Source organism: Corynebacterium meridianum (genome assembly GCF_016342265.1).
Lineage (GTDB): Bacteria > Actinomycetota > Actinomycetes > Mycobacteriales > Mycobacteriaceae > Corynebacterium > Corynebacterium meridianum.
Genome location: NZ_JAEIOS010000011.1, coordinates 371,276 through 394,358, shown reverse-complemented (window position 1 = coordinate 394,358; position 23,083 = coordinate 371,276). Strand labels below are relative to the sequence as shown.

18 protein-coding genes are annotated in these 23,083 nt (G+C 66.3%); 17 read left to right on the top strand and 1 reads right to left on the bottom strand.

What is annotated here, in order from left to right:
- Window positions 1–90: 90 nt before the first annotated feature.
- The 7 genes from JDV75_RS05005 to JDV75_RS04975 all read left to right on the top strand — a co-directional run bounded on the left by JDV75_RS05005 (window position 91) and on the right by JDV75_RS04975 (window position 8,045).
- On the top strand, window positions 91–435 hold the full coding sequence (locus tag JDV75_RS05005) for a YlxR family protein (RefSeq protein WP_198738132.1): 345 nt from the start codon (window positions 91–93) through the stop codon (window positions 433–435).
- A 126-nt stretch (window positions 436–561) separates the two neighbouring features.
- Window positions 562–3,420: a translation initiation factor IF-2 gene (infB, locus tag JDV75_RS05000; protein WP_198738131.1), complete on the top strand. Its 2,859-nt coding sequence runs from the start codon at window positions 562–564 to the stop codon at window positions 3,418–3,420.
- A 326-nt stretch (window positions 3,421–3,746) separates the two neighbouring features.
- Window positions 3,747–4,181, top strand: coding sequence for a 30S ribosome-binding factor RbfA (gene rbfA, locus JDV75_RS04995; protein WP_198738130.1), 435 nt, complete (start codon window positions 3,747–3,749; stop codon window positions 4,179–4,181).
- A 4-nt stretch (window positions 4,182–4,185) separates the two neighbouring features.
- Window positions 4,186–5,172: a DHH family phosphoesterase gene (locus JDV75_RS04990; RefSeq protein WP_198738129.1), complete on the top strand. Its 987-nt coding sequence runs from the start codon at window positions 4,186–4,188 to the stop codon at window positions 5,170–5,172.
- On the top strand, window positions 5,169–6,530 hold the full coding sequence (locus JDV75_RS04985; protein WP_198738128.1) for an MATE family efflux transporter: 1,362 nt from the start codon (window positions 5,169–5,171) through the stop codon (window positions 6,528–6,530). Before JDV75_RS04990 ends, JDV75_RS04985 begins: the two co-directional genes overlap by 4 nt.
- 8 nt (window positions 6,531–6,538) lie before the next feature.
- Window positions 6,539–7,396, top strand: a complete 858-nt coding sequence (locus tag JDV75_RS04980; RefSeq protein WP_198738127.1) for a metallophosphoesterase family protein — start codon at window positions 6,539–6,541, stop codon at window positions 7,394–7,396.
- Window positions 7,389–8,045 (top strand): 4'-phosphopantetheinyl transferase family protein, encoded by a 657-nt coding sequence (locus JDV75_RS04975; protein WP_198738126.1) that lies wholly within the window; start codon window positions 7,389–7,391, stop codon window positions 8,043–8,045. Before JDV75_RS04980 ends, JDV75_RS04975 begins: the two co-directional genes overlap by 8 nt.
- 6 nt (window positions 8,046–8,051) lie before the next feature.
- Here JDV75_RS04975 and truB read toward each other — a convergent pair whose 3' ends face one another.
- Entirely contained in the window at window positions 8,052–8,954 is a 903-nt protein-coding gene (gene truB, locus JDV75_RS04970; RefSeq protein ID WP_198738125.1) for a tRNA pseudouridine(55) synthase TruB, read from the bottom strand.
- A gap of 34 nt (window positions 8,955–8,988) precedes the next feature.
- Between truB and JDV75_RS04965 the strand changes: the two genes are divergently transcribed.
- The 10 genes from JDV75_RS04965 to JDV75_RS04920 all read left to right on the top strand — a co-directional run bounded on the left by JDV75_RS04965 (window position 8,989) and on the right by JDV75_RS04920 (window position 22,922).
- Window positions 8,989–9,975: a bifunctional riboflavin kinase/FAD synthetase gene (locus tag JDV75_RS04965; RefSeq protein WP_198738124.1), complete on the top strand. Its 987-nt coding sequence runs from the start codon at window positions 8,989–8,991 to the stop codon at window positions 9,973–9,975.
- Between the two features lie 167 nt (window positions 9,976–10,142).
- Window positions 10,143–10,412 (top strand): 30S ribosomal protein S15, encoded by a 270-nt coding sequence (gene rpsO, locus JDV75_RS04960; protein ID WP_198736110.1) that lies wholly within the window; start codon window positions 10,143–10,145, stop codon window positions 10,410–10,412.
- A gap of 367 nt (window positions 10,413–10,779) precedes the next feature.
- The gene (locus JDV75_RS04955; RefSeq protein ID WP_198738123.1) at window positions 10,780–11,436 is read left to right on the top strand and encodes a DM13 domain-containing protein; all 657 of its coding nucleotides are present in this window, start codon (window positions 10,780–10,782) and stop codon (window positions 11,434–11,436) included.
- Window positions 11,437–11,732: 296 nt separating this feature from the next.
- Window positions 11,733–13,973 carry a polyribonucleotide nucleotidyltransferase gene (locus JDV75_RS04950; protein ID WP_232958174.1) on the top strand — a complete coding sequence of 747 codons (2,241 nt, stop codon included), beginning with the start codon at window positions 11,733–11,735 and terminating at the stop codon, window positions 13,971–13,973.
- Window positions 13,974–14,262: 289 nt separating this feature from the next.
- Window positions 14,263–15,027, top strand: a complete 765-nt coding sequence (dapB, locus tag JDV75_RS04945) for a 4-hydroxy-tetrahydrodipicolinate reductase (protein ID WP_198738122.1) — start codon at window positions 14,263–14,265, stop codon at window positions 15,025–15,027.
- Between the two features lie 50 nt (window positions 15,028–15,077).
- Window positions 15,078–15,830, top strand: a complete 753-nt coding sequence (thyX, locus tag JDV75_RS04940) for an FAD-dependent thymidylate synthase (protein ID WP_198738121.1) — start codon at window positions 15,078–15,080, stop codon at window positions 15,828–15,830.
- Window positions 15,831–15,922: 92 nt separating this feature from the next.
- The gene (dapA, locus tag JDV75_RS04935) at window positions 15,923–16,828 is read left to right on the top strand and encodes a 4-hydroxy-tetrahydrodipicolinate synthase (protein WP_198738120.1); all 906 of its coding nucleotides are present in this window, start codon (window positions 15,923–15,925) and stop codon (window positions 16,826–16,828) included.
- 2 nt (window positions 16,829–16,830) lie between these two features.
- The gene (locus JDV75_RS04930; RefSeq protein WP_198738119.1) at window positions 16,831–18,939 is read left to right on the top strand and encodes a ribonuclease J; all 2,109 of its coding nucleotides are present in this window, start codon (window positions 16,831–16,833) and stop codon (window positions 18,937–18,939) included.
- 76 nt (window positions 18,940–19,015) lie between these two features.
- Entirely contained in the window at window positions 19,016–19,642 is a 627-nt protein-coding gene (locus JDV75_RS04925; RefSeq protein WP_198738118.1) for a TIGR03085 family metal-binding protein, read from the top strand.
- A 103-nt stretch (window positions 19,643–19,745) separates the two neighbouring features.
- Window positions 19,746–22,922 (top strand): FtsK/SpoIIIE family DNA translocase, encoded by a 3,177-nt coding sequence (locus JDV75_RS04920; protein ID WP_198738117.1) that lies wholly within the window; start codon window positions 19,746–19,748, stop codon window positions 22,920–22,922.
- Window positions 22,923–23,083: the final 161 nt, after the last annotated feature.

Below are 23,083 nucleotides of genomic sequence, written 5' to 3'. Positions count from 1 at the left end.
TGGCAGATAGCCGGTTCCCGTCGGGTTCCGGACACCTGCCCGGCACACCGCCGGGTGACACCGACGGTGACGAAAGCAAAGAGGAGACAAATGCGGACAACCGGAAGCAGTGCCGAGGCACCGACCGGTATCCGTGTACGTACCTGTATAGCGACCCGTGACCGCAAGGCGGACACACAGTTGCTGCGGATAGTCGTCGATCCTTCCCGATCCGATCGCCTCATCCCCGATCCGGCCCGCCGGAGACAGGGACGTGGCGCCTGGCTCACCCCGAGCCTGGAGGCACTGGAGCTGGCAGAGAAGAGGCGCGCATTCAACCGCGCGCTACGGGTGTCCACCCCCGTGGACACCGAGGCGGTGCGTACCTGGATACAGGAACACGCCGCTGAACCACCTACCCCAGGAAAGACACGAACACTGATGAGCACACGATGAAGCATCAGCGATGAACGTCACACGCTACATCTTCAGGCGCTCGGAGAACCCGGCAGCCTGCTGATCTGAAGAACGCGCGGTCCGCCGGCCTTCGATCCGCCTGGAGCTAAACCTACAAGGAGAGAAGTGCCCGGAAAGCTACGTGTACATGAGCTCGCAAAGAAGCTCGGTATTACAAGCAAGGAACTGCTTGCCTCGCTCAAAGAGCAGGGCGAGTTCGTCAAGACAGCATCCTCGACCGTCGAATCGCCGGTCGTCAAGAAGATGCAGGCCTATTACGCCGAGAAGGGGATAGGTGTCGAGAAGGACGGCGGTGACAAGCCCGCCGCCGACACCAAGACCTCCACCGGCTCGAAGCCGGGTGCGAAGCCCGGCTCCGCGCCGAAGCCCGGCTCCGCCGCCGCGAAGCCCGCTGCGGAGAAGCCCGCCGACAAGAAGTCGGTGCCGACCCCCGCAGAAGCAGTCGCCAAGGCGAAGAACGAGACCCCGGCGGCCCAGGAATTCTCCAAGCCGACCCCGGCTGATGCGGCGCCCGCGGCAGCCAAGGTAACCCCGTCTTCTGCCGCGCCGAAGAAGGATGAGGCCGAAAAGCCCGCATCCGAGGGGCGCTCCCCGATGCCGCGCCCCATGGCGAAGCCCGGCCCCAAGCCCGGGGCTCGTGCCCCACGTGTCGCGAACAACCCCTTCTCCACCGGTACGGAACGCACTCAGCCGCGCCCCGGTGGCGGTCCCCGCCCCGGTGGCCCCCGTCCGGGTGGTCCCCGTCCGGGTGGCGCCCAGGGCGGTCGTGCCGGTACCGGTGGTCCGCGTCCCGGTGGTGGTCCCCGTCCGGGTGGCGCCCAGGGCGCCCGCCCCGGTGGACGTCCCGGTACCGGTTCCTCCCCCGAGCGTCAGGGCGGCGGACGTCGTCCGACCCCCGCGATGATGCCCGAACGCCCGAGCCCCGGTGCGATGCCGCAGAAGTCCGCCGGTGGCGGACGCTCCGGTGGCCCCGGCGGTCGTGGTCCCGGTGGTCCCGGCGGCTTCGGTCGCGGAGGCGGCGGTCGCGGTGGACGCCGCGGTGGCACCGCAGGTGCCTTCGGACGCCCCGGTGGCGCTCCGCGTCGTGGACGCAAGTCCAAGCGGCAGAAGCGCAACGAGTACGAGGCGATGCAGGCGCCGAACGTCGTCAGCGGCGTTCGCCTGCCGGACGGTCGCGGTGCCAAGCTGCGCCTCGCCCGTGGTGCCTCCCTCGCGGACTTCGCCGACAAGATCGACACCGATGCGTCGAGCCTGGTCCAGGTCCTGTTCAATCTCGGCGAGATGGTTACCGCGACCCAGTCCGTGTCGGACGAGATCCTGGTGCTGCTCGGCGAGGAGATGAACTTCAAGATCGAGGTCGTCTCCCCCGAAGACGAGGACCGGGAGCTGCTCGAGTCCTTCGACCTGCAGTTCGGTGAGGACGAGGGCGACGAGGAAGAACTCGCCAAGCGTCCCCCGGTGGTCACCGTCATGGGTCACGTCGACCACGGTAAGACCCGGCTGCTCGACACGATCCGCAAGACCAACGTGGGCGGTGACGAGGCCGGTGGAATCACTCAGGGCATCGGCGCCTACCAGGTGACGGTCACCCTCGAGGATCAACCGCGTACCCTGACGCTGCTGGACACCCCCGGCCACGAGGCGTTCACCGCCATGCGTGCCCGTGGTGCGAAGGCAACCGACATCGCGATCCTCGTGGTCGCGGCCGACGACGGCGTCATGCCGCAGACGGTTGAGGCGATCAACCACGCCAAGGCCGCCGATGTCCCGGTCGTCGTCGCGGTGAACAAGATCGACAAGGAGGGTGCGTCGCCGGAGAAGATCCGCGGACAGCTCACCGAGTACGGTCTCGTACCCGAGGAATACGGCGGCGACACCCAGTTCGTCGACATCTCCGCGAAGCAGGGCACGAACATCGAGGCTCTCCTCGAGGCAGTGCTGCTGACGGCCGACGCCGAACTCGAACTCGTCGCCAACCCCGACATGGACGCCCAGGGTGTCGCCATCGAGGCGCACCTCGACCGCGGCCGCGGTCCGGTCGCCACCGTGATCGTCCACCGCGGTACCCTCCGCGTCGGTGACTCCATCGTCGCCGGTGACGCCCACGGTCGTGTCCGTCGCATGGTCGACGAGTACGGCAACGACGTCGAGGAGGCCGGTCCGTCGCGGCCGGTCCAGGTGCAGGGACTCAACGCAGTCTGCGGCGCCGGGGACAACCTCCTCGTGGTCGAGGACGACCGCATGGCCCGTCAGATCGCCGACAAGCGGGCCGCCCGCAAGCGCAACGCGCTCGCCGCGCGGAGCCGCAAGCGCGTCTCCCTCGAGGATCTGGATGCGGTGCTCAAGGAGACCTCGACACTCAACCTCATTCTCAAGGGCGACAACGCCGGCTCCGTCGAGGCGCTGGAGGAGGCCCTGCTCAAGATCGAGGTCGACGACGAGGTTCAGCTGAACATCATCGACCGCGGTGTCGGTGCGATCACGCAGACCAACGTCTCGCTGGCCGCGGCGTCCGATGCCGTGATCATCGGCTTCAACGTCCGCGCCGAGGGCAAGGCCACGGAAGAAGCCAACACCGAAGGCGTCGAGATCCGCTACTACTCGGTCATCTACCGGGTAATCGAGGAGATCGAGCAGGCCCTGAAGGGCATGCTGAAGCCGGTGTACGAGGAGCGCGAGATCGGCCGTGCCGAGATCCGTGCGCTGTTCAAGGCGTCCTCCGTCGGTCTCATCGCAGGCTGCATGGTCGAGTCCGGCAAGGTCCGGCGCAATGCGTCCGTCCGTCTCATCCGTGACGGCAACGTCATCGCGGAGAAGGCGACGATCGTGTCGCTGCGTCGCGAGAAGGACGACGCCACCGAGGTGTCCGCCGGCTACGAGTGCGGCATGGTGCTGTCCTACCCGGACATCTCCGTCGGTGACATCGTCGAGGCCTACGAGCAGGTCGAGGTTCCCCGCGACTAGTCCGTAGAACCCCGTAAAAACCACCCCGGCACCGGAATCATTCCGGTGCCGGGGTGGTTTCCGTCTCTCGTCCGGGGATCTCCGGACATGTGTCGGTGGAGCCCGCGCGTTCCCTCGGGAGGCCGCATCCGTCGGGGGCGACACGGGCGCCCCGGCTCTTCCGGTCCGCGAGCGGGGCGGGAATCACCGGTGCCGGGGGCGGCGACGGACAAGTCGGTACCTACGGGTAGGATCGGGCACCGTACAACCCCGGACCGGGGATACCCGGACACCGGCAGTGATCCCCGGGACGCGACGTGTCCCTTGAAACGTGAGGAGTCCCGACCATGGTCGACCACGCCCGCGCCGCCCGCATGGCCAAGCGCATCCAGATGATCGTCGCGACCGCGATCGAGAACGAGATCAACGACCGGAAGCTGGAGCTGATCACGATCACGGACTGCAAGGTGACCGGGGACCTGCACGAGGCGACCGTCTACTACACCGTCCGTGGCGCTACCCTCGACGAGGAACCGGACGTCCCCGCGGCAGCGGAGGCACTCAAGCGCTACCGGGGACAACTCCGGAAGATCGTCGGTGATGATCTCGGCGTCCGGTTCACACCGACCCTCGTCTTCGCGCACGACACCGTGCCGCAGACAGCGAGCCACATGGAACAGCTTCTCGCCAAGGCCCGGGCGCGCGACGAGGAACTCGCGAAACTCCGCGAGAACGCGAAGCCGGTGGGCGACGAGAACCCGTACCGCACCGAGGAGGACTGACACCGTGGCGGATCCGTTCTTCACCGCCGCCGAGGAACTGATCGACCCGGAAACGGTCTCCACCGCGGTCGTGGTCGGTCACATCCGTCCCGACGCCGACGCGATCGGCAGCGTGTGTGCCACCGTCGCCATGCTCCGGCGGCGTGGTATCAGCGCGAGCGGCGTCATCGGCCAAACTGAACCCATCGCGGCGAACCTGTACACCATCCCGGGGTGTGGAGACATCCGTCTGGTGGATCGACTTCCCGTCGCGGATCTGGTGGTGACCGTCGATTGCGGTGACCTCGGACGTACCGGAACCTGTGCGGAGGACATACGTCGGCACCGACGTGTCCTCGTCGTCGACCATCACTCGTCGAACAGCGGTTTCGGGACCGTCGACCTCATCGACCCGACCGCGGAATCGACCACCGCGATCCTCCACCGGTGGTTCACCGGTTCCGGTGACCGGATCGACAGGGAGATGGCGCACGCCCTCTACGCGGGACTGGTCACGGACACCGGGAGTTTCCGCTGGGGTGGCCCCGGGATGCACCTGATGGCAGCTGATCTCATGGGCCGCGGCGTCGACACGCGGGCGATCGCCGTCGACCTCATGGACGCCACCACACCGGATTCCCTGAAGATCATCGGCCGGGTCCTGGCCGGGGTGGAGACCCACCCCGACGGTCCCGGGATGACGGTCCTCACCGCCGACCACGGGACCATCTCCCGGACGAACCCCGAGACGATCGAATCCCTCACCGAGTTCATCCGCGCCACTGGGCAGGGGGTGGGGGTGCTGCTCAAGGAGAACCACCCCGACGTCTGGTCCGTCTCTCTGCGGTCCACGGACCACGATGTGGCCTCAGTGGCGACGTCGCTCGGCGGAGGGGGACACCTGCTGGCCGCCGGCGCAACGGTCCGGGGGACCCGGGACGCGGTCCTGGCGACCGTGCGCCGTGCGGTGGCCGGACACGCGTCCGCCCTCCGCGTGGGGGACGGGGCGTGACGGAGACGGCGCCCCGGAATCTGGAGAAGGTCAGTCTCGGTCAGATACTGGGACTGGCGCTACCCGCACTCGGTGTCCTCGCCGCCACACCGCTCTATCTCCTCCTCGACACGGCGGTTGTCGGGCGGCTCGGGCAACACGAACTCGCCGCGCTCGGAGCGGCGACCACCATCCAGGCGATGGTCACCACGCAGCTGACCTTCCTGAGCTACGGGACGACCGCGCGCTCCGCCCGGCTCTACGGCGCGGGAAGGAAACCGGCGGCGATCGGTGAGGGGGTTCAGGCCACGTGGGTGGCGCTCGCCGTCGGCGCCGTGATCGCGGTCGTGATCCTCACCGGTGCACCCCGGTTGACCATGTGGCTTGCCGGCGACGCGGTCGTCGCCGCGGAAGCCACGACCTGGTTGCGGGTCGCAGGTGCGGGTATTCCCCTCATACTGGTGACCATGGCGGGGAACGGGTGGCTGCGCGGTATCCAGAACACCCGGCTGCCGTTGTGGTTCACGCTCGCGGGAGTACTGCCCTCCGCAGGACTCGTGCCCTATCTCGTCGGTTACCTCGGGATCGTTGGCTCCGCCTGGGCGAATCTCACCGGCGAGTCGATCACCGCCGTTCTCTTTCTCGTCTGCCTCGCCCGGATGCACGGAGGGGACTGGCGGCCGAACCCGGGGATCATGGCAAAACAGCTGGTCATGGGCCGGGATCTCATCGCCCGCTCCCTGTCCTTCCAGGTCGCTTTCATCTCCGCCGCGGCGGTGGCCGCCAGGTTCGGGGCGGCTTCTCTCGCCGCGCACCAGGTGCTGCTGCAGTTGTGGAACTTCATCTCCCTCGTTCTGGATTCCCTCGCGATCGCGGCCCAGGCGTTGACGGGTGCCGCCCTCGGCGCCGGAACCTCCCTGCTCGCGCGGCGGGTGGGGACCCGGGTGACCGTGTTCTCCTGCGGTCTGGCGGTTGTTCTGGCCATGGTTTTCACTCTCGGTCATTCGATCATTCCGGGGCTGTTCACCACAGACGGGGAAACCCTGGCCATCATGGTCGGGCCGTGGTGGCTGATGGTCGGAATGATCATCGCCGGAGGCGTGGTCTTCGCCCTCGACGGTGTTCTGCTGGGTGCGGGGGATGTCGCCTATCTGCGGAACGCGACGATCGCCGCGGTGCTGCTCGGGTTCGTGCCCGGGGTCTGGCTCGCGCTGTTCACGGGGACCGGGCTCACCGGCGTCTGGTGCGGACTGGCCGCCTTCATGGTTCTGCGCCTCGGATTCGTGGTGTGGCGGTTCCATTCGATGCGCTGGGCACGGGGGAGTACCCCGGCGGAGCACGACGAAGAAGGGGACCGTCCCGGCACGGGTACGGCATAATGAACCTCATGCCCCGGTCCTCCAGCACACCCGGCGCCCCTGAATCGCCGGGTAGAGTCACGCAGACGCTGTGGGCTGTCGCTGATCTGCACGGTGCGGTGAAGGACAACGCGGAGATGATTGACTCCATCCGGCCCCGCGACCCGTCTGACTGGCTGATCGTCGCCGGTGACGTGGCCGAGCGCACCGAGCTCGTGCTGCAGATCCTCAACCGGCTCCGGAAGCACTTCGCGTGCGTGATCTGGGTTCCGGGAAACCACGAGTTGTTCTGCCGCTCCACGGACAGGTACCAGGGTCGGGCCAAGTACGACGAGCTGGTCGCCGGGTGCAGGAGGATCGACGTCCTCACTCCGGAGGACCCGTACCCGGTGTTCGACGGCGTCACCGTGGTGCCCCTGTTCACCCTCTACGACTATTCGTTCCGCAAGACGGGTTACACGGTGGAACAGGCGGTGGAGGCCGCGCACGACCGCCAGGTCGTGATGACCGACCAGTTCGCCATCGCCCCCTTCGTCGATATCCGGGCCTGGTGCTGGGACCGTCTGGCGTACTCGATCAAGCGACTCAGCAAGGTCAACGGTCCGACCATCCTGATCAACCACTGGCCCCTGGTCATCGAACCGGTGAAGAAGATGGCCTTCCCCGAGCTGTCACTCTGGTGCGGTACCCGGCACACACGTACCTGGGCGCAGCGGTACGGGGCCCGGGCCGTGGTCTACGGGCACCTGCACACCCCCGGCAAGACGGTGGTCGACGGGATCCCGCACATAGAGGTCTCGCTCGGCTATCCACGGGAGTGGAACCGGCACCTGTCCGGTGGCGGGTGGACCTGGCCGTACCCGGTGATGGAGGTGCGCGATGCTTGACCGTGCCCTGTTCCCGAACTCGGCGAAATTCTGCTGGGTGAAGACCGAGATCGGGGTGAACGATCTGACCAACTTCAACGGACTGCACCCACTCGAGAAGGCACTGGTCACGCACGCCCTCGATGTCCGGAAGGCGGAGTTCGGAGATGCCCGCTGGTGCGCGCACCGCGCCCTCGAACAACTCGGAAGGGAAACGGGGACCCCGATCCTGCGTGGCGAGCGGGGGATGCCGCTCCTCCCGCCCGCGGTATCCGGCTCGCTCACGCACACCGAGGGATTCCGCGCGGCGGTGGTCGCCCCGTCCCTGCTGGTCCGTTCGATCGGAATCGACGCGGAGCCCATCGAGGCACTCCCCGAGGGGATCCTCGGCTCAATCGCACGGGAAGGTGAACTACCGCAGCTGGAGAAGTTCCGCGACGCCGGAATCGATGGCGCGGACCGTCTGCTGTTCTGTACGAAGGAAGCCACCTACAAGGCGTGGTTCCCGCTGACCCACAGGTGGCTGGGATTCGAACAGGCGGAGGTCGACCTGCGCCTCGACGGTACCTTCGTCTCCTATCTGCTGGTCCGTCCGACGCCAGTGCCGTTCATCTCCGGTAGATGGGTCATGCGGGGCGGCTACGTCATCGCGACCACCGCGATCACCTAGCCGGGGTCACAGGGTCGACGGGCGGGCGACGAACACCGTCGCCAGGCGTTTGCGGCCCTCCTTCACCAGGGCCACCGCCCGGCCGTCAGGTGTGACAGCCGCATGTACACCCGTCAGACCGCGGGGTTCCAACCATTTGCCCATCGCGAGCGCGGCCCCCTCATCGTCGGTTACCTCGAGAACCGGGAATGACGCGGCGAGAGCCTCGTCGAGGCTCAGGGACAACTTGGGCCGGTCCATGATCTCCGCCAGGGGGAGGGCACGGGAAATGTCGAACGGACCCACCGACGTGCGGCGGAGCGCGGTGAGGTGGCCCCCCACCCCGAGTGCGTCCCCGAGGTCCCGTGCCAGGGAACGAATGTAGGTACCGGAGGAACAGAGAACGTCGATGTCAAGGTCGATGTGTTCCCCACAGCGCCGCAGATCCGTGAGATCGAGTCGGTGGATGGTCACCGGACGGGCCGGTATGTCCACGGTCTCTCCCGCCCGAACCCGCTCATGTGCGCGTTTTCCGTCGATCTTGATGGCACTGACGGCACTCGGTTTCTGCATGATCTCGCCCCGCAGTTCTGCGAGCCCTGCGGCGATCGCCGCGTCATCGACTCCGGTCACGGCTCCCGGTGTCGCTGTGGAGACGATCTCACCTTCCGCATCATCCGTCGATGTCGAGGCGCCCAGCCGGATCGTGCCCGTGTAGGACTTCGTTTCCGCCACCAGGTGCGCCAGAAATCGGGTGCCACGCTCGATACCGACGACCAGCACCCCGGTGGCCATCGGATCGAGGGTGCCGGCGTGCCCGACCTTCCGTGTACCGAAGGCCCGGCGGAGGCGGGCGATCACATCGTGTGAGGTCAGACCCGCGGGCTTGTCCACGACAACGAGCCCGGATGTGGCGAGGGGATCAGTCATGCGGACAGTTTAGGCGATCACGTAACCTGTACCGGTGGACATTTGGCACGGACTGGAGCAGATACCCGCCGACCTCGAAGGCTCGGTGGTGACGATCGGTGTGTTCGACGGGGTCCACCGCGGTCACCGCAGGCTCATCGGGGCGGCGACCCGGCGTGCGCGGGAGCTGGACCTTCCCGCGGTCCTCATGACCTTCGATCCGCATCCCATGTCGGTTTTCGCCCCTGACAGACTTCCCCCGATGCTCGGTACCGTGACCACCCGCGCGGACCTGGCCAGGGAACTCGGGGTGGACCACATGCTCGTCGCCCCTTTCACCGCGGAAATGGCGAAGCTGACACCGGAGGAGTTCGTCGACGGAGTCCTCGTGGAAAAGCTCCGTGCCGCGGCCGTCGTGGTGGGGGAGAACTTCACCTTCGGACACCGCGCCGCGGGAACCACCGACACCCTCCGTGAGCTCGGTTCCGGGCGCGGTATCGAGGTGGACGTCCAGGGGCTGCTCACCGAGGACGGGACGACCATCTCATCCTCGGTCATCCGGGGCCTGCTGCGCGAGGGGGATGTAGCCAGAGCGAACTGGGCGCTCGGGCGGCCCTTCCGGCTGTCCGGTGAGGTGGTCCGGGGTGCTGGCCGGGGCGGCCGGGAACTCGGCTATCCCACCGCGAACCTCTACTTCCCGGAAACCGTCGCCGTTCCAGCTGACGGCGTGTACTGCGGTTGGTTCACGGTCACCGACGATCCCGACGCGGGTCCGCTGGAGGGCGACATGGTTCCCGGAACCCGGTACATCACCGCGATCTCAGTCGGCACTAACCCGACCTTCGGCGATGAACGGCGTAGCGTCGAGGCCTTCGTCCTGGACCGGGAGGCGGATCTCTACGGCAGGCACTGCGAGATCGAGTTCATCGAGCATCTGCGGGGCATGGAGAAGTTCGACGGAGTCGATGATCTCCTCACGGCGATGGACCGTGACGTCCGGCGGACCCGTGGGATCATGGCACCGCACCAGCCGACCGAGTGAGATCATCGGAGTTCGTGCTATAGTTTTCCGAGGTTTGCGACTGCGGTCCACAGCAGTTGCTCCCCGTGTGCGGGCCGAACCCGTGATCCGGTGGATGTCGGAGATCGTTGAGGTCGGGCACACGGAATTTTCATGTGGACTGAAATTATGTAAGAGGAGAATACTCCGTGGCACTTTCCACCGAGAAGAAGAAGTCAATCCTGGCCGAGTTTGGCCTGCACGAGTCCGACACTGGTTCGCCGGAGGCTCAGATCGCGCTGCTGACCACCCGCATCCGTGAGCTCACCGAGCACCTCAAGTTCCACAAGCACGACCACCACTCCCGCCGCGGCCTTCTCCTCATGGTCGGTCGTCGTCGTGGCCTGCTGAAGTACCTCAAGGAGAACAACGTCGATCGCTACCGTGATCTGATCTCCCGCTTGGGTCTGCGCCGCTAACAGAAGCCTCTGGGCCCACGAGGACCGCCACCCCGGATTTGTCCGGGGTGGCGGTCCTCTCACATTTCCGGGGCTTTATATTCACCGGGTCATCAACTGTCCGAACGATGGGATCCCGCGGCCCCGGTCGGTGATGAAAGAACGGGTGAAAGCAGCATGTGTGAAGGTAGGGGGACTGCTGGTGGTCTGTGTCTCACTGTCTGCAGGTTGCCCGGTGTTCGCCGGCGGGTGTTGTTCCGCGCGGGGGGGGGCGTGGAGTTTCGGTTGACGGGGTGCAGCAGCCGCTCTACGGTTGTTGTTATATCAACAAGCAGGTTTTCGCACTTCGCGAAGCCATTACCGATCCATTACCCCGGGAGATTCACCAGTGAACAACATTCACCGCATTTTCACCGGCGCCGTCGCCGTCACCATCCTCACCGGCGCTGTCGCTACGGCACCCGCCGCCTTCGGTGCCGACAATTCGAGCTCAATGTCCACCGGAATGACGACTGTCCAGAAGTTCACTCCGCTCCTTTCCGGGATGTTTGAGTCGGTCGGGGACCACGAGGTCTCCGGTGAGGCCGTCGTGGTCAGTCACGGGGATGGGACCCGTGCGCTGCACCTGAAGGGCTTTTCCTCGGACAGGGGACCGGACCTCAAGGTGGTCCTCGCCTCCGTCAAGGGTGACGCCACTGAGCTGACCCCGGAGCAGTACGTCGATCTGGGCCCGCTGAAGAGCCTCACTGGCGATCAGATCTACACCATTTCTCCGGAGGTGATCCTCGACGAGGTCGCTTCCGTGGTCATCTGGTGTGATGAGTTCGATGTCGCTTTCGGCACCGCGGAACTCAAAACCGGGGCCGAGGCCCCGCTCAGCACGTCTGTCGAGGGCAGTTCCGGGACGACCGGCACCGGTAGCCTCGGTGACATGCTCGGAAAGCTGTTCAAGAGTGGAAACCTCACCTCTGTTCTCGGTGTCTCCGCGGTCATTGCCCTGATCGCGGGAATCATCCACTACTTTCAGGCCATGATGCCCCGCTGACAGCAGCTGGGGGATCAGGTGAGCATCTGAATCCGTGAATCCGGACTGCACGAACGAGCGGGTCGACCGTCAGCGGGAGCTGCGGCCGGCTCGCTTTTTCGCGTCCGGTCCCCCGGAACCGGTTCCACGGGTGTCTGACGGTTCGTGGGAAACGGCGGGTTTCGGGGGTATCTGATCTTCTGTCCCCGGCTGTGGGGATCCCGTGCTGGTACTCTGGTGCGGAGCCTTCCACGAAGAAGACATGAACGGCGACACCGAAGATCGCCGAGCAGAAGGCTGAGAAAAGGAGAACTCGCTTGCGCGACGTTACAATCAACAATGACACCGAATTCGGAATCGTCGAGGCCACCGCCACGATCGACAACGGCGATTTCGGTACCCGCACCATTCGCCTCGAGACGGGCCAGCTGGCCCGCCAGGCAGGTGGATCAGTCACCGCGTACCTCGATGAGGGCACGATGCTGCTGGCCACCACCACCGCCTCCAGCAATCCCCGAGAGGGATTCGACTTCTTCCCCCTGACGGTCGATGTCGAGGAGCGGATGTACGCCGCCGGCCGGATCCCCGGCTCGTTCTTCCGCAGGGAGGGACGCCCCTCCACCGAGGCCGTACTCGCCTGCCGTCTGATCGACCGCCCGTTGCGCCCGACCTTCGTCAAGGGCCTGCGCAACGAGGTCCAGTGCGTCATCACAGTCCTGTCGATGGACCCGAAGGACATGTACGACGTCGTGGCGATCAACGCCGCGTCCGCCGCCACCCAGCTCTCCGGTCTGCCGGTGTCCGGGCCCGTCGGTGGCGTCCGGATGGCCCTCGTCGTCGACGAGAAGCACCCGAAGGGTCAGTGGGTCGCGTTCCCGACCCACGAGCAGCACGCCCAGGCACTGTTCGAGATCGTCGTCGCGGGACGCATCGTCCCCGGCAAGAAGGGCGGCGGTGACGACGTCGCGATCATGATGGTCGAGGCCGGTGCCACCGAGAACGTCATCGCCCGGGTCGCCGAGGGGGCACCCGCACCGACGGAGTCCGTCGTGGCCGAGGGACTCGAGGCGGCGAAGCCCTTCATCGAGAAGCTCTGCGAGGCCCAGCGCCTGCTGGCCAAGGAAGCGGCCAAGGAGACCCAGGAGTTCCCGCTCTTCCCGCCGTACGCCGACGACGTCTACGCCGCGGTGGAGAAGAAGGCTAAGTCCAAGCTGACGAAGCTGATGTCCATCGCCGGCAAGCAGGACCGCGACGACGCCACGAACGAGCACATGGCCGAGATCGAGGCCGCGCTCATCGAGGAGTTCCCGGAGCGCGGCAAGGAGATCCGCAACGCCTACAACGCCGTGATGAAGGCCGTCGTCCGGCACCGCATCCTCACGGATCACTTCCGCATCGACGGTCGCGGAATCACCGATATCCGTGATCTCGGCGTCGAGGTCGATCTCATCCCCCGCGCGCACGGATCCTCGCTCTTCGAGCGCGGTGAGACGCAGATCCTCGGTGTCACCACCCTGGACATGCTGAAGATGGAGCAGCAGATCGACTCGCTGTCGCCCGTCGACCACAAGCGCTACATGCACCACTACAACTTCCCGCCGTACTCCGTCGGTGAGACCGGTCGTGTCGGTTCCCCGAAGCGCCGCGAGATCGGCCACGGGGCGCTCGCCGAGCGCGCCGTCCTGCCGGTGCTCCCGACCCGCGAGGAGTTCCCGTACTCGATCCGCCAGGTGTCCGAGGCCCTCGGCTCCAACGGATCGACCTCCATGGGGTCCGTCTGCGCGTCGACGCTGTCGCTCTACAACGCCGGTGTCCCGCTGAAGGCCCCCGTCGCCGGTATCGCGATGGGTCTCGTGTCCGACGAGGTCGACGGAGAGACCCGCTACGTGGCGCTAACCGACATCCTCGGCGCCGAGGACGCGTTCGGCGACATGGACTTCAAGGTCGCTGGCACGGAGGACTTCATCACCGCCCTCCAGCTCGACACCAAGCTCGACGGTATCCCGTCCGAGGTCCTCGCCGGTGCGCTGTCCCAGGCCCGGGACGCCCGTCTGGCGATCCTCGAGACCATGTCCGAGGTCATCGACGGTCCCGACGAGATGAGCGCCCTCGCGCCGCGCATCGTCACGGTCACCGTGCCGCAGTCCAAGATCGGTGAGGTTATCGGCCCGAAGGGCAAGACCATCAACTCGATCACCGAGGACACCGGCGCGAACATCTCCATCGAGGATGACGGCACCATCTACGTGTCCGCGTTCTCCGGAGAGGCCGCCGATGCCGCGATCGAGAAGATCAACTCGATCGCTAACCCGCAGATGCCGAAGGTGGGGGAGCGGTTCCTCGGAACCGTCGTCAAGACCACCAACTTCGGTGCCTTCGTCTCCCTGCTGCCGGGACGTGACGGACTCGTCCACATCTCCAAGCTGGGCGGCAAGAAGCGGATCGAACGCGTCGAGGACGTCGTCAACGTCGGCGACAAGATCCAGGTCGAGATCCTGGACATCGACAACCGCGGGAAGATCTCCCTCGCGCCCGTCGATGAGGACGCTGCGGAGTAGTCCCCACCCCGGCGGGAACGCCGGCCAGAGCCACCGCCCCGGGCGGGTGGATTCCCAAGGAATCCGCTCCGCCCGGGGCGGTGGTGCGTTTCGTGCGGCATGGGGCCGACCCACACCGGCATCCCGTACCGCGGGTACCTCTCCACCCACCGGCACACACCCCGGGAGGAACCGGCCGGGAGAGGTGCCTACACTGGTCCGGGAGAACGGTGCACCGACGCCCGGGGCCCACGGCCGTGGGGCGGTATCGGTCCACCGGGAGACCCAGAGAAGGACTTGAGGAGCAGACATGACACACAGTGGATCCACGAAGGTTGGAGTTCTCGGAGCCGGCGGCCGCGTCGGGCAGGCGGTTGTCGAGGGGGTCCGTGATGCAGCGGATCTGGAACTGGTCGCGGAGATCGACCGGGACGACGATCTCGGTGCACTGGTCGAGGCCGGGACTGAGGTCATCGTCGACTTCACCGCACCCTCCGCGGTGATGGACAACCTCGAGTTCTGCATCGGTAACGGGATCTCCTGTGTCGTCGGGACGACGGGCTTCACCCCGGAGCGCCTGGATCAGGTACGCACATGGATAGCTGACTCTGGCCATGAGGGCGTCGGTGTTCTCATCGCCCCGAACTTCGCCATCTCCGCTGTGCTGACCATGCAGTTCGCGAAACAGGCGGCCAGGTTCTTCGAATCCGCAGAGGTCGTCGAATACCACCACCCGAACAAGCTCGACGCCCCCTCGGGCACCGCGATCCACACCGCGGAGGGGATCGCGGCCGCCCGCCGCGGCGCCGACATGGGGGACCAGCCGGACGCCACCGATCAGTCCCTCGACGGCGCCCGCGGTGCCGATGTCGACGGGGTCAAGGTACACGCCGTTCGGATGACCGGGATGGTCGCCCACGAGGAGGTCATCTTCGGTTCGCAGGGGCAGTCACTGACGATCCGGCAGGATTCCTATGACCGGACGAGCTTCGTCCCGGGTGTCCTGGTCGGCGTCCGACGGATCCACGAGTTCCCGGGCCTCACCGTCGGGCTGGAGAAGTACCTGGATCTCTGATCCGGAAACCGTTCACCCTGTTACCCGATTCAACCGAGGAGACACCACCCGTGGCCCGACCCGTCGACCTGAAGGTGCAGTTGATCGCGCACACCACCTTCACACCACCCGAGGACATCGACTGGGAGACCGATGCGTCGGACGGTGAGGCGCTCGCCGAATTCGCAGGGCGCGCCTGCTACGAGACCTTCGACAAGCCGAACCCACGTACCGCGTCGAACGCCGCGTACCTGCGGCACATCATGGAGGTCGGGCACACCGCGCTGTTCGAGCATTCCAGTGCGACCATGTACATCCGGGGTATTTCACGCTCCGCCACCCACGAGCTCGTGCGGCACCGGCACTTCTCCTTCTCCCAACTCTCCCAGCGGTTCGTGCACTCGGAGCAGAGCGACGTCGTGGTCCCACGTCTGATCGCCGAGGACGAGGAACTCACCCGGCTCTTCATGCAGGGGGTCGACGAGGCGCGTTTCACATTCAACGAGATGCTCGCGGCGCTGGAGGAGAAACTGGCGGAAGAACCGAACGCCCTGCTGCGCCGGAAACAGGCGCGGCAGGCGGCCCGGGCGGTCCTCCCGAACGCGACGGAGTCCCGGATCGTCGTGACCGGAAACTACCGGGCCTGGCGCCATTTCATCGGGATGCGGGCGACCGAGCACGCCGACATCGAGATCCGGACCGTCGCCGTCGAATGCCTCCGGTTGCTCAAGGGGATGGCCCCAACCATCTTCGGGGACTTCGACATCGCCACGCTCTCGGACGGGTCGGAGATGGCGGTCAGCCCGTACGTGACCGACTTCTGACCGCCGGATCAGCTGATCCAGGGGGCCGGTACCACACGCCGGAGGGGCCGCAATGCCCGGCACGGTCAGCTGACCGGGTAACCTCGTGTGACATGAGCACAGGTATGACAGTCAGCACCGGAGCCGAGCACTTCGGCACCGTAGCCGTCGCAATGGTCACCCCTTTCAACCGTGACGGTGACCTCGACATCGAAACCGGTCGCCGCCTCGCCGCGCACCTCGTCGACGAGGGCTGCGACGCCCTCGTTCTCGCCGGCACCACCGGAGAGTCCCCGACGACGACCGTCGACGAGAAGCTCACCCTGCTGCGCGAGGTCAAGGCCGAGGTCGGCGATCGGGCGAAGATCATCGCCGGGGCCGGAAGCTATGACACCGCGGCCTCGGTCGCACTCGCGAAGGCATCCGCGGACGCGGGAGCTGACTCGCTGCTCGTGGTCACACCGTACTACTCGAAACCAGTGCAGGAGGGCATCTACCGGCACTTCGTCGCCGTGGCCGACGCCACCGATCTGCCGGTGTGCCTGTACGATATTCCGCCCCGTTCGGTGATTCCGATTGAATCTGATACCATTCGACGTCTGGCTGAACACCGCACGATTGTGGCCGTCAAGGATGCCAAAGGTGACCTCGCCGCCGCCACACCCCTGATCAACGAGACCGGTCTCGCCTGGTACTCGGGAGATGATCCACTCAACCTCCCCTGGCTGTCGCTGGGGGCCACAGGCTTCATCTCGGTGATCGGGCATGTCGCCGCTCGCCAACTGCGCGAGCTGCACACGAGTTTCGTCGAAGGCGATCTCGTCCGTGCGCGGGCAATCAACAACAAACTTTCCCCGCTGACCCGCGCCCAGGCTCGCCTGGGTGGAGTCAGCTTCTCAAAGGGGGCTCTGCGACTGCAGGGCCTCGACGCCGGAGAACCCCGGCTGCCGCAGATCCCCGTGGATCAGGCGCAGCTCGAGGTACTCCGCACCGATCTAGAACAGGCTGGAGTCCTATAAATATGTCTGACACCCGTAATCGATCCCGGAAGGTGACCCGCAAGGCGGGTCCGCCGGAGGCCCCCGAGTTCAAGGCCCCCGAGCAGCCCGCACCCACGGAGGGTAACGCCGGAACCGACAACCGGGACACGAAGAAGTCCGAAACCGGTTCCCCGAACGAGGAGCGCGGCAACCGCAGGGACAACCGCGGCGGAAACAGCGACCGCAATTCCGGCGGCAACCGACGTGGCCGCAGCAGCAACTCATCCGGTGGCGGCCGGAGCGGCAACGGTGGAAACGAGCGCTCCCAGGGCAACCGGGGCAACACCCGCAACTCAGGCAACGAGAACCACGGCCGGAACGTCGTCAAGTCCATGCAGGGCGCTGACCTCTCCCGTCGTCTCCCGGAGCCCCCGAACGCGCCGAAGAACGGTCTGCGGGTCATCGCCCTCGGCGGTATCTCGGAGATCGGCCGAAACATGACGGTCTTCGAGTACAATAACCGCATCCTCATCGTGGACTGCGGCGTGCTCTTCCCGTCCTCCGGTGAACCCGGCGTCGACCTGATCCTGCCCGACTTCTCGTACCTCGAGGACAAGCTCGACCGCATCGACGCCCTCGTGATCACCCACGGGCACGAGGACCACATCGGCGCCATCCCGTGGCTGCTGAAGATGCGCCCCGATCTGCCGATCGTCGGTTCCAAGTTCACGCTCGCGCTCATCGCGGCCAAGTGCCGCGAACACCGCCTGCGCCCGAAGCTGATCGAGGTCGACCAGGCCTCGGAAAAGGATTACGGCCCCTTCAACGTCCGCTTCTTCGCGGTGAACCACTCGATCCCGGACTGCCTCGGCATCGTGCTGAAGACGAAGGCCGGTACGGTCCTTCTCACCGGCGACATCAAACTGGACCAGACGCCGACCGACGGCCGGCCGACCGATCTGCCCGCGATCTCGCGCTACGGTGACGAGGGCATCGATCTGTTCCTCTGCGATTCGACGAACGCGACGACGCCCGGCATGTCCGGCTCGGAATCCGAGATCGCCCCGACCCTGCGTCGGCTGATCAGCGAGGCGAAGCAGCGGGTCATCCTCGCGTCCTTCGCGTCGAACGTCTACCGCGTCCAGGCAGCCGTCGACGCCGCGGTCGCCTCCGGCCGCAAGGTCGCCTTCAATGGTCGTTCCATGATCCGCAACATGGAGATCGCAGAGAAGCTCGGCTACCTGAAGGCACCCAAGGGAACCTTCATAAGCATGGATGAAGCGGGCCGGATGGCCCCGCACAAGGTCATGCTGATCACCACGGGTACGCAGGGTGAGCCCATGGCGGCGCTGTCCCGCATGGCGCGTCGGGAGCACCGCCAGGTCACGGTCCGCGACGGTGACCTGATCATCCTCTCCTCGTCGCTCGTCCCCGGTAACGAGGAGGCCGTGTTCGGCGTCATCAACATGCTCGCGCAGATCGGTGCCACGGTTATCACCGGTAAGGACGCCAAGGTTCACACCTCGGGCCACGGCTATGCCGGGGAGCTGCTGTTCCTCTACAACGCCGTTCGTCCGAAGAACGCGATGCCGGTCCACGGTGAGTGGCGACACCTCCGCGCCAACAAGGAGCTCGCCGTCTCCACCGGCGTCGACCGCGAGCGTGTCATGCTCGCGCAGAACGGTGTCGTCGTCGACCTCGTCGACGGTAAGGCCGAGGTCGTCGGGCAGATCCCGATCGGTAACCTCTACGTCGACGGCGTCACCATGGGTGACATCGACGACGAGGTCCTCGCGGACCGTACCGAGATGGGCGAGGGTGGCCTCATCTCGATCACGGTCGTCATCGACAACCGAACCGGTCGCCCGCTGGAGCGCCCGACCGTCCAGGCCAAGGGCTTCTCCGAGGACGCGAAGGCGATGATGCCCGAGATCACCGAGCTGGTCGACAACACCATGCGGCAGCTCGCCGGTGAAGGGGAGAACGACCCCTACCGCATGGTCCGTCAGCTGCGCCGCAAGGTGTCGCGCTTCGTCGAGCAGAAGTGGCGTCGTAAGCCCATGGTCATCCCGACCGTCGTGCCGATGAACTCGGACAGCCACAGCCCGGTCCCGGACGAAGCCGTCCGCAAGGCCCGCGAGACCCGCTGATCCACCACGCGGATCACTGACATGGCCCCGGCCCGGTCGAATCGGTTCACTGAACCGGTACGACTAGGCTGGGGCCATGACTTTCGCCGCCACCGAGCGTGCCGAACTCGGTTCGCTCCTCCTCGAACTCGGTCCCGCCGCACCAACCCTCTGCGAGGGCTGGACCACGAAGGACCTGGCGATCCATCTCCTCGTCCGGGAGAACCGTCCCGATGCTGCCGCCGGAATGTTCCTGCCGGCACTCCGGGGGCATCTCCGCTCGGTCAGCGAGCAGGTCGGATCGCGTGACTACGCGGACATCGTGCGGGAATGGGCCTCCGGGCCACCACGTTTCAGTCCACTGCGGTTCCTCGACGCCCAGGTGAATGCCGGGGAGCACTTCGTGCATCATGAGGATGTGCGTAGGGCCCAGCCCGAATGGGAACCGCGTTCGTTCGCGGCTGAGGATGAGCGTACGCTGCTCAGCGTGTTGCACCGCATCGGTGCCCGACTTCTGCGTAACTCAGACATTCCGGTGATTATCGATCCGGACGGAGCGGCTTCTTTCGTCGCCGCCGATCGGCGGGGCGTCGCCCGTTCCGGGTCCGACGTTGTGCGGGTCGCAGGCTCGGCCGGGGAGATCCTGCTGTTCTGTTTCGGCAGGAAAGCCGCCCGGGTCACCGTCACCGGCGACCGGGACAGGATTCGGTTCACGAGCATCTGACGGTTACAACACTGCGTTGGGGGTAGAGGAGCGACAGGCTTCTCGGTCACGTGTCGGTGTGGCAGCTGTGACTGGAGTGTCGGATGCGTCTATCCTTTCAGTCATGCCAGCCAAGAGTCGCCCCGGAACAACACGACGAGACACCAAACGCCCCGGTACCTCCCGCAGTCAGCGGAGCGGTCCCAGGGCGGCTCAGACCCGTCCGGCACAGCGCGCGGCAGTGACCTCCGAGGAACGGACCGGAAGCGCCTTTCGGGCCGTCGGAGGAGGAATCCGGGGAATGTTCGGCGCGGCGGCGAGAGGAATCGGCGACGCCACCCGCTCCATGGGCTCCCGCGACGACGCGGTGGCGGACGAACCGGGCGACGATAAGACGGAGGAAATTACGGATTCGGGCAACCGGAATGGGCGGAGGAAACGCGCGGACACCGGTGGCGACACCCGGGGGAGCGAGCGTGAGACCCGCCGCAGCGACGCCGCGGCCGATGCGAACGATGCTCCGGAGCCCGGTCCCGGGGTGCCGCAGGGCTCCCCGCATGACGGGCTCGGTCTGGCGCTCATCGCGCTGGCCGTCGTTCTCGGCGGCGCGGTCTGGCTCGATGTGGCGGGGCCCGTCGGGCGTGCCGTCGACGATGGCGTCCGCTGGCTCATCGGTGCGGGCGCGCTGGTCCTTCCACTCGTTCTCATCGTCGGTGCGGTCGCCCTTATGATCGGTCGGACCGGGGAAAGGAACGGAGCGTCGTCGGCGACACCCCGCATCACTGTGGGCGCCGTACTCATCATCGTCTCCATGCTGGGGCTCATCCACATTTTCGCGGGTCTCCCCACCGACATCGCCGGCCGACGCAACGCCGGAGGAACGATCGGTGTACTCGTCGGCGATGTGGTGGCCAAGGGATTCACCCCGTACATCGCGGTGCCCCTTCTAGTCCTCCTCATCATCTACGGGGCGCTGAAGGTCACCGGTATCACGGTCCGGGAATTCACCGGTTACCTCGGTGGATTGCTCGAACGAAGCGGCAGCGAGGAACTGGCTACCGGACGTCCGTCCTTCCTCGGGGGCATAGCCACCTTCTTCGGTTTCGGTTCAGCATCGGACGGCGCTCCCGAGAGGACTGACGGAGATTACGCGGACGACGGTGACGCCGACTTCACGGAGTACGAGGAGACCTATCGCCCACCGCGGACCCGGGCTTCCCGTCGTCGCCCCGTCACCCCGATGGAAGCTTATCCGCTGCCCGATTCCGACGATGACGAGCACACGCTGTTCTCCGCGCCCACGGTCGAGCAACCCGCGCGCACCGCGCGCACGACGACTCCTTCCGCATCCGACACCAACGAGCTTCCCGTTGTGCCGGAAACAGTCCGCCCCGCGGTGAAACGGGGTTCCATCGGCCGCCCGGTTGCCGGCGCGGCAGCCGGAGGCGAGGCCGTCGCGGGTGCCGGTGCCGCCGCGCGGACGATCACCGGCGCGGCTGAAACCGCAGCGGCGACGGGCGCCGCGACCGCCGCGGCCGCCGGTGCCGCCGCCAGGGGCGTGGATGACGCCGTGTCCGCCTCGAGAAAGGCGATGCGCGACGCGATCATCGCCCGGTCGGGTGTCGACGCTGCCGCGGTACCCGCATCAGTTCCGGCCAGCGAACGGAAGACCGAACAGAAGTCAGGAACCGCACCGGAACCGCAATCCGCGGTGGCCGGATCGGACGACTACGTCATTCCGAGTGCCGACATGCTCATTCCCGGGAACCGGCCGAAGACCCGCTCCGAGGCCAACGACCGGATGATCGAGGCGATCACCGAGGTTTTCAGTGAGTTCAACGTCGATGCCTCGGTCGTCGGGTTCTCCCGCGGACCGACGGTCACCCGATACGAGGTCCAGCTCGGCCCCGGTGTGAAGGTCTCGAAGATCACCAACCTGCAGTCGAACCTCGCGTACGCCGCGGCCACGGACAACGTCCGGATCCTGGCGCCCATCCCGGGTAAGTCACTCGTCGGCATCGAGGTCCCGAACACCGACCGGGAGATGGTCCGGCTGGGTGATGTGCTCAACGCACCCGCGACCGTCGACAACCACGATCCGATGCTCATCGGACTCGGCAAGGACATCGAGGGTGAATTCGTCTCGCACTCGATGCAGAAGATGCCCCACCTCCTCGTCGCAGGTGCGACGGGTTCGGGTAAGTCCGCCTTCGTCAACTCACTGCTCGTCTCCCTGCTGACCCGGGCGACACCCGAGCAGGTGCGGCTCATCCTCGTCGACCCCAAGATGGTGGAACTCACCCCCTACGAAGGCATCCCACACCTGATCACGCCGATCATCACGCAGCCGAAGAAGGCCGCGTCGGCGCTTCAGTGGCTCGTGGAGGAGATGGAACAGCGCTACATGGACATGAAGTCCGCGCGCGTGCGGCACATCAAGGATTTCAACCGCAAGGTTCTGTCCGGGGAGGTCTCCGCCCCGCAGGGCTCCCAACGTGAGTACCGTCCGTACCCCTACATCGTGTGCGTCGTCGATGAGCTCGCCGACCTGATGATGACCGCACCGAAGGAGATCGAGGACTCGATCGTCCGGATCACCCAGAAGGCGCGTGCCGCGGGTATCCACCTCGTGCTCGCCACGCAACGTCCGTCCGTCGATGTGGTCACCGGACTGATCAAGACGAACGTTCCCTCCAGGCTCGCGTTCGCCACCTCGTCGCTCACCGATTCCCGGGTGATCCTGGACCAGGCGGGTGCGGAGAAACTGATCGGGATGGGGGACGCGCTGTTCATTCCGCAGGGCGCCGGCAAACCCCAGCGCATCCAGGGCGCCTTCGTCACCGATGAGGAGGTTCAGGCAGTCGTCGATGCAGCGAAGGCACAGGCTGAACCGGACTACACCGAGGGAGTGACCGAGGACAAGTCCGCGGAGGCGAAGAAGGACATCGACGACGACATCGGAGATGATCTCGAGGATCTGCTCCAGGCCGTTGAACTCGTCGTCACGAGCCAGTTCGGGTCCACGTCGATGCTGCAGCGCAAACTCCGTATCGGTTTCGCCAAGGCCGGCCGCCTCATGGATCTGATGGAGACCCGCGGTGTCGTCGGCCCCTCCGAGGGGTCCAAGGCCCGGGAAGTGCTCGTCAAGCCGGAGGAGCTGGACACCGTCATCTGGATGATCAAGGGAGCCGACCCGGCGGAGGCCCCCAAGGAGGACGATTTCGGTGGCGATGCGTCAGCCGACGATGGTGACGATGACCCGGCGACCGTCACCACCAATCCAGCCGGCGGAGTGTTCTGACAGCCAGCGTGAGTATCGCGCGCCGCACCGTTGGCGTCGCCGCACGGCGCCGCTGTAGAGTGGTCTCGTTCATGGAGGGGAGTACCCCACCCAACGGCACCGGTCGTCAGCACGGTGGCCGTCCCGTGCCGCCTGTGGCGGTGCCGGCACGGTCCCCGGCC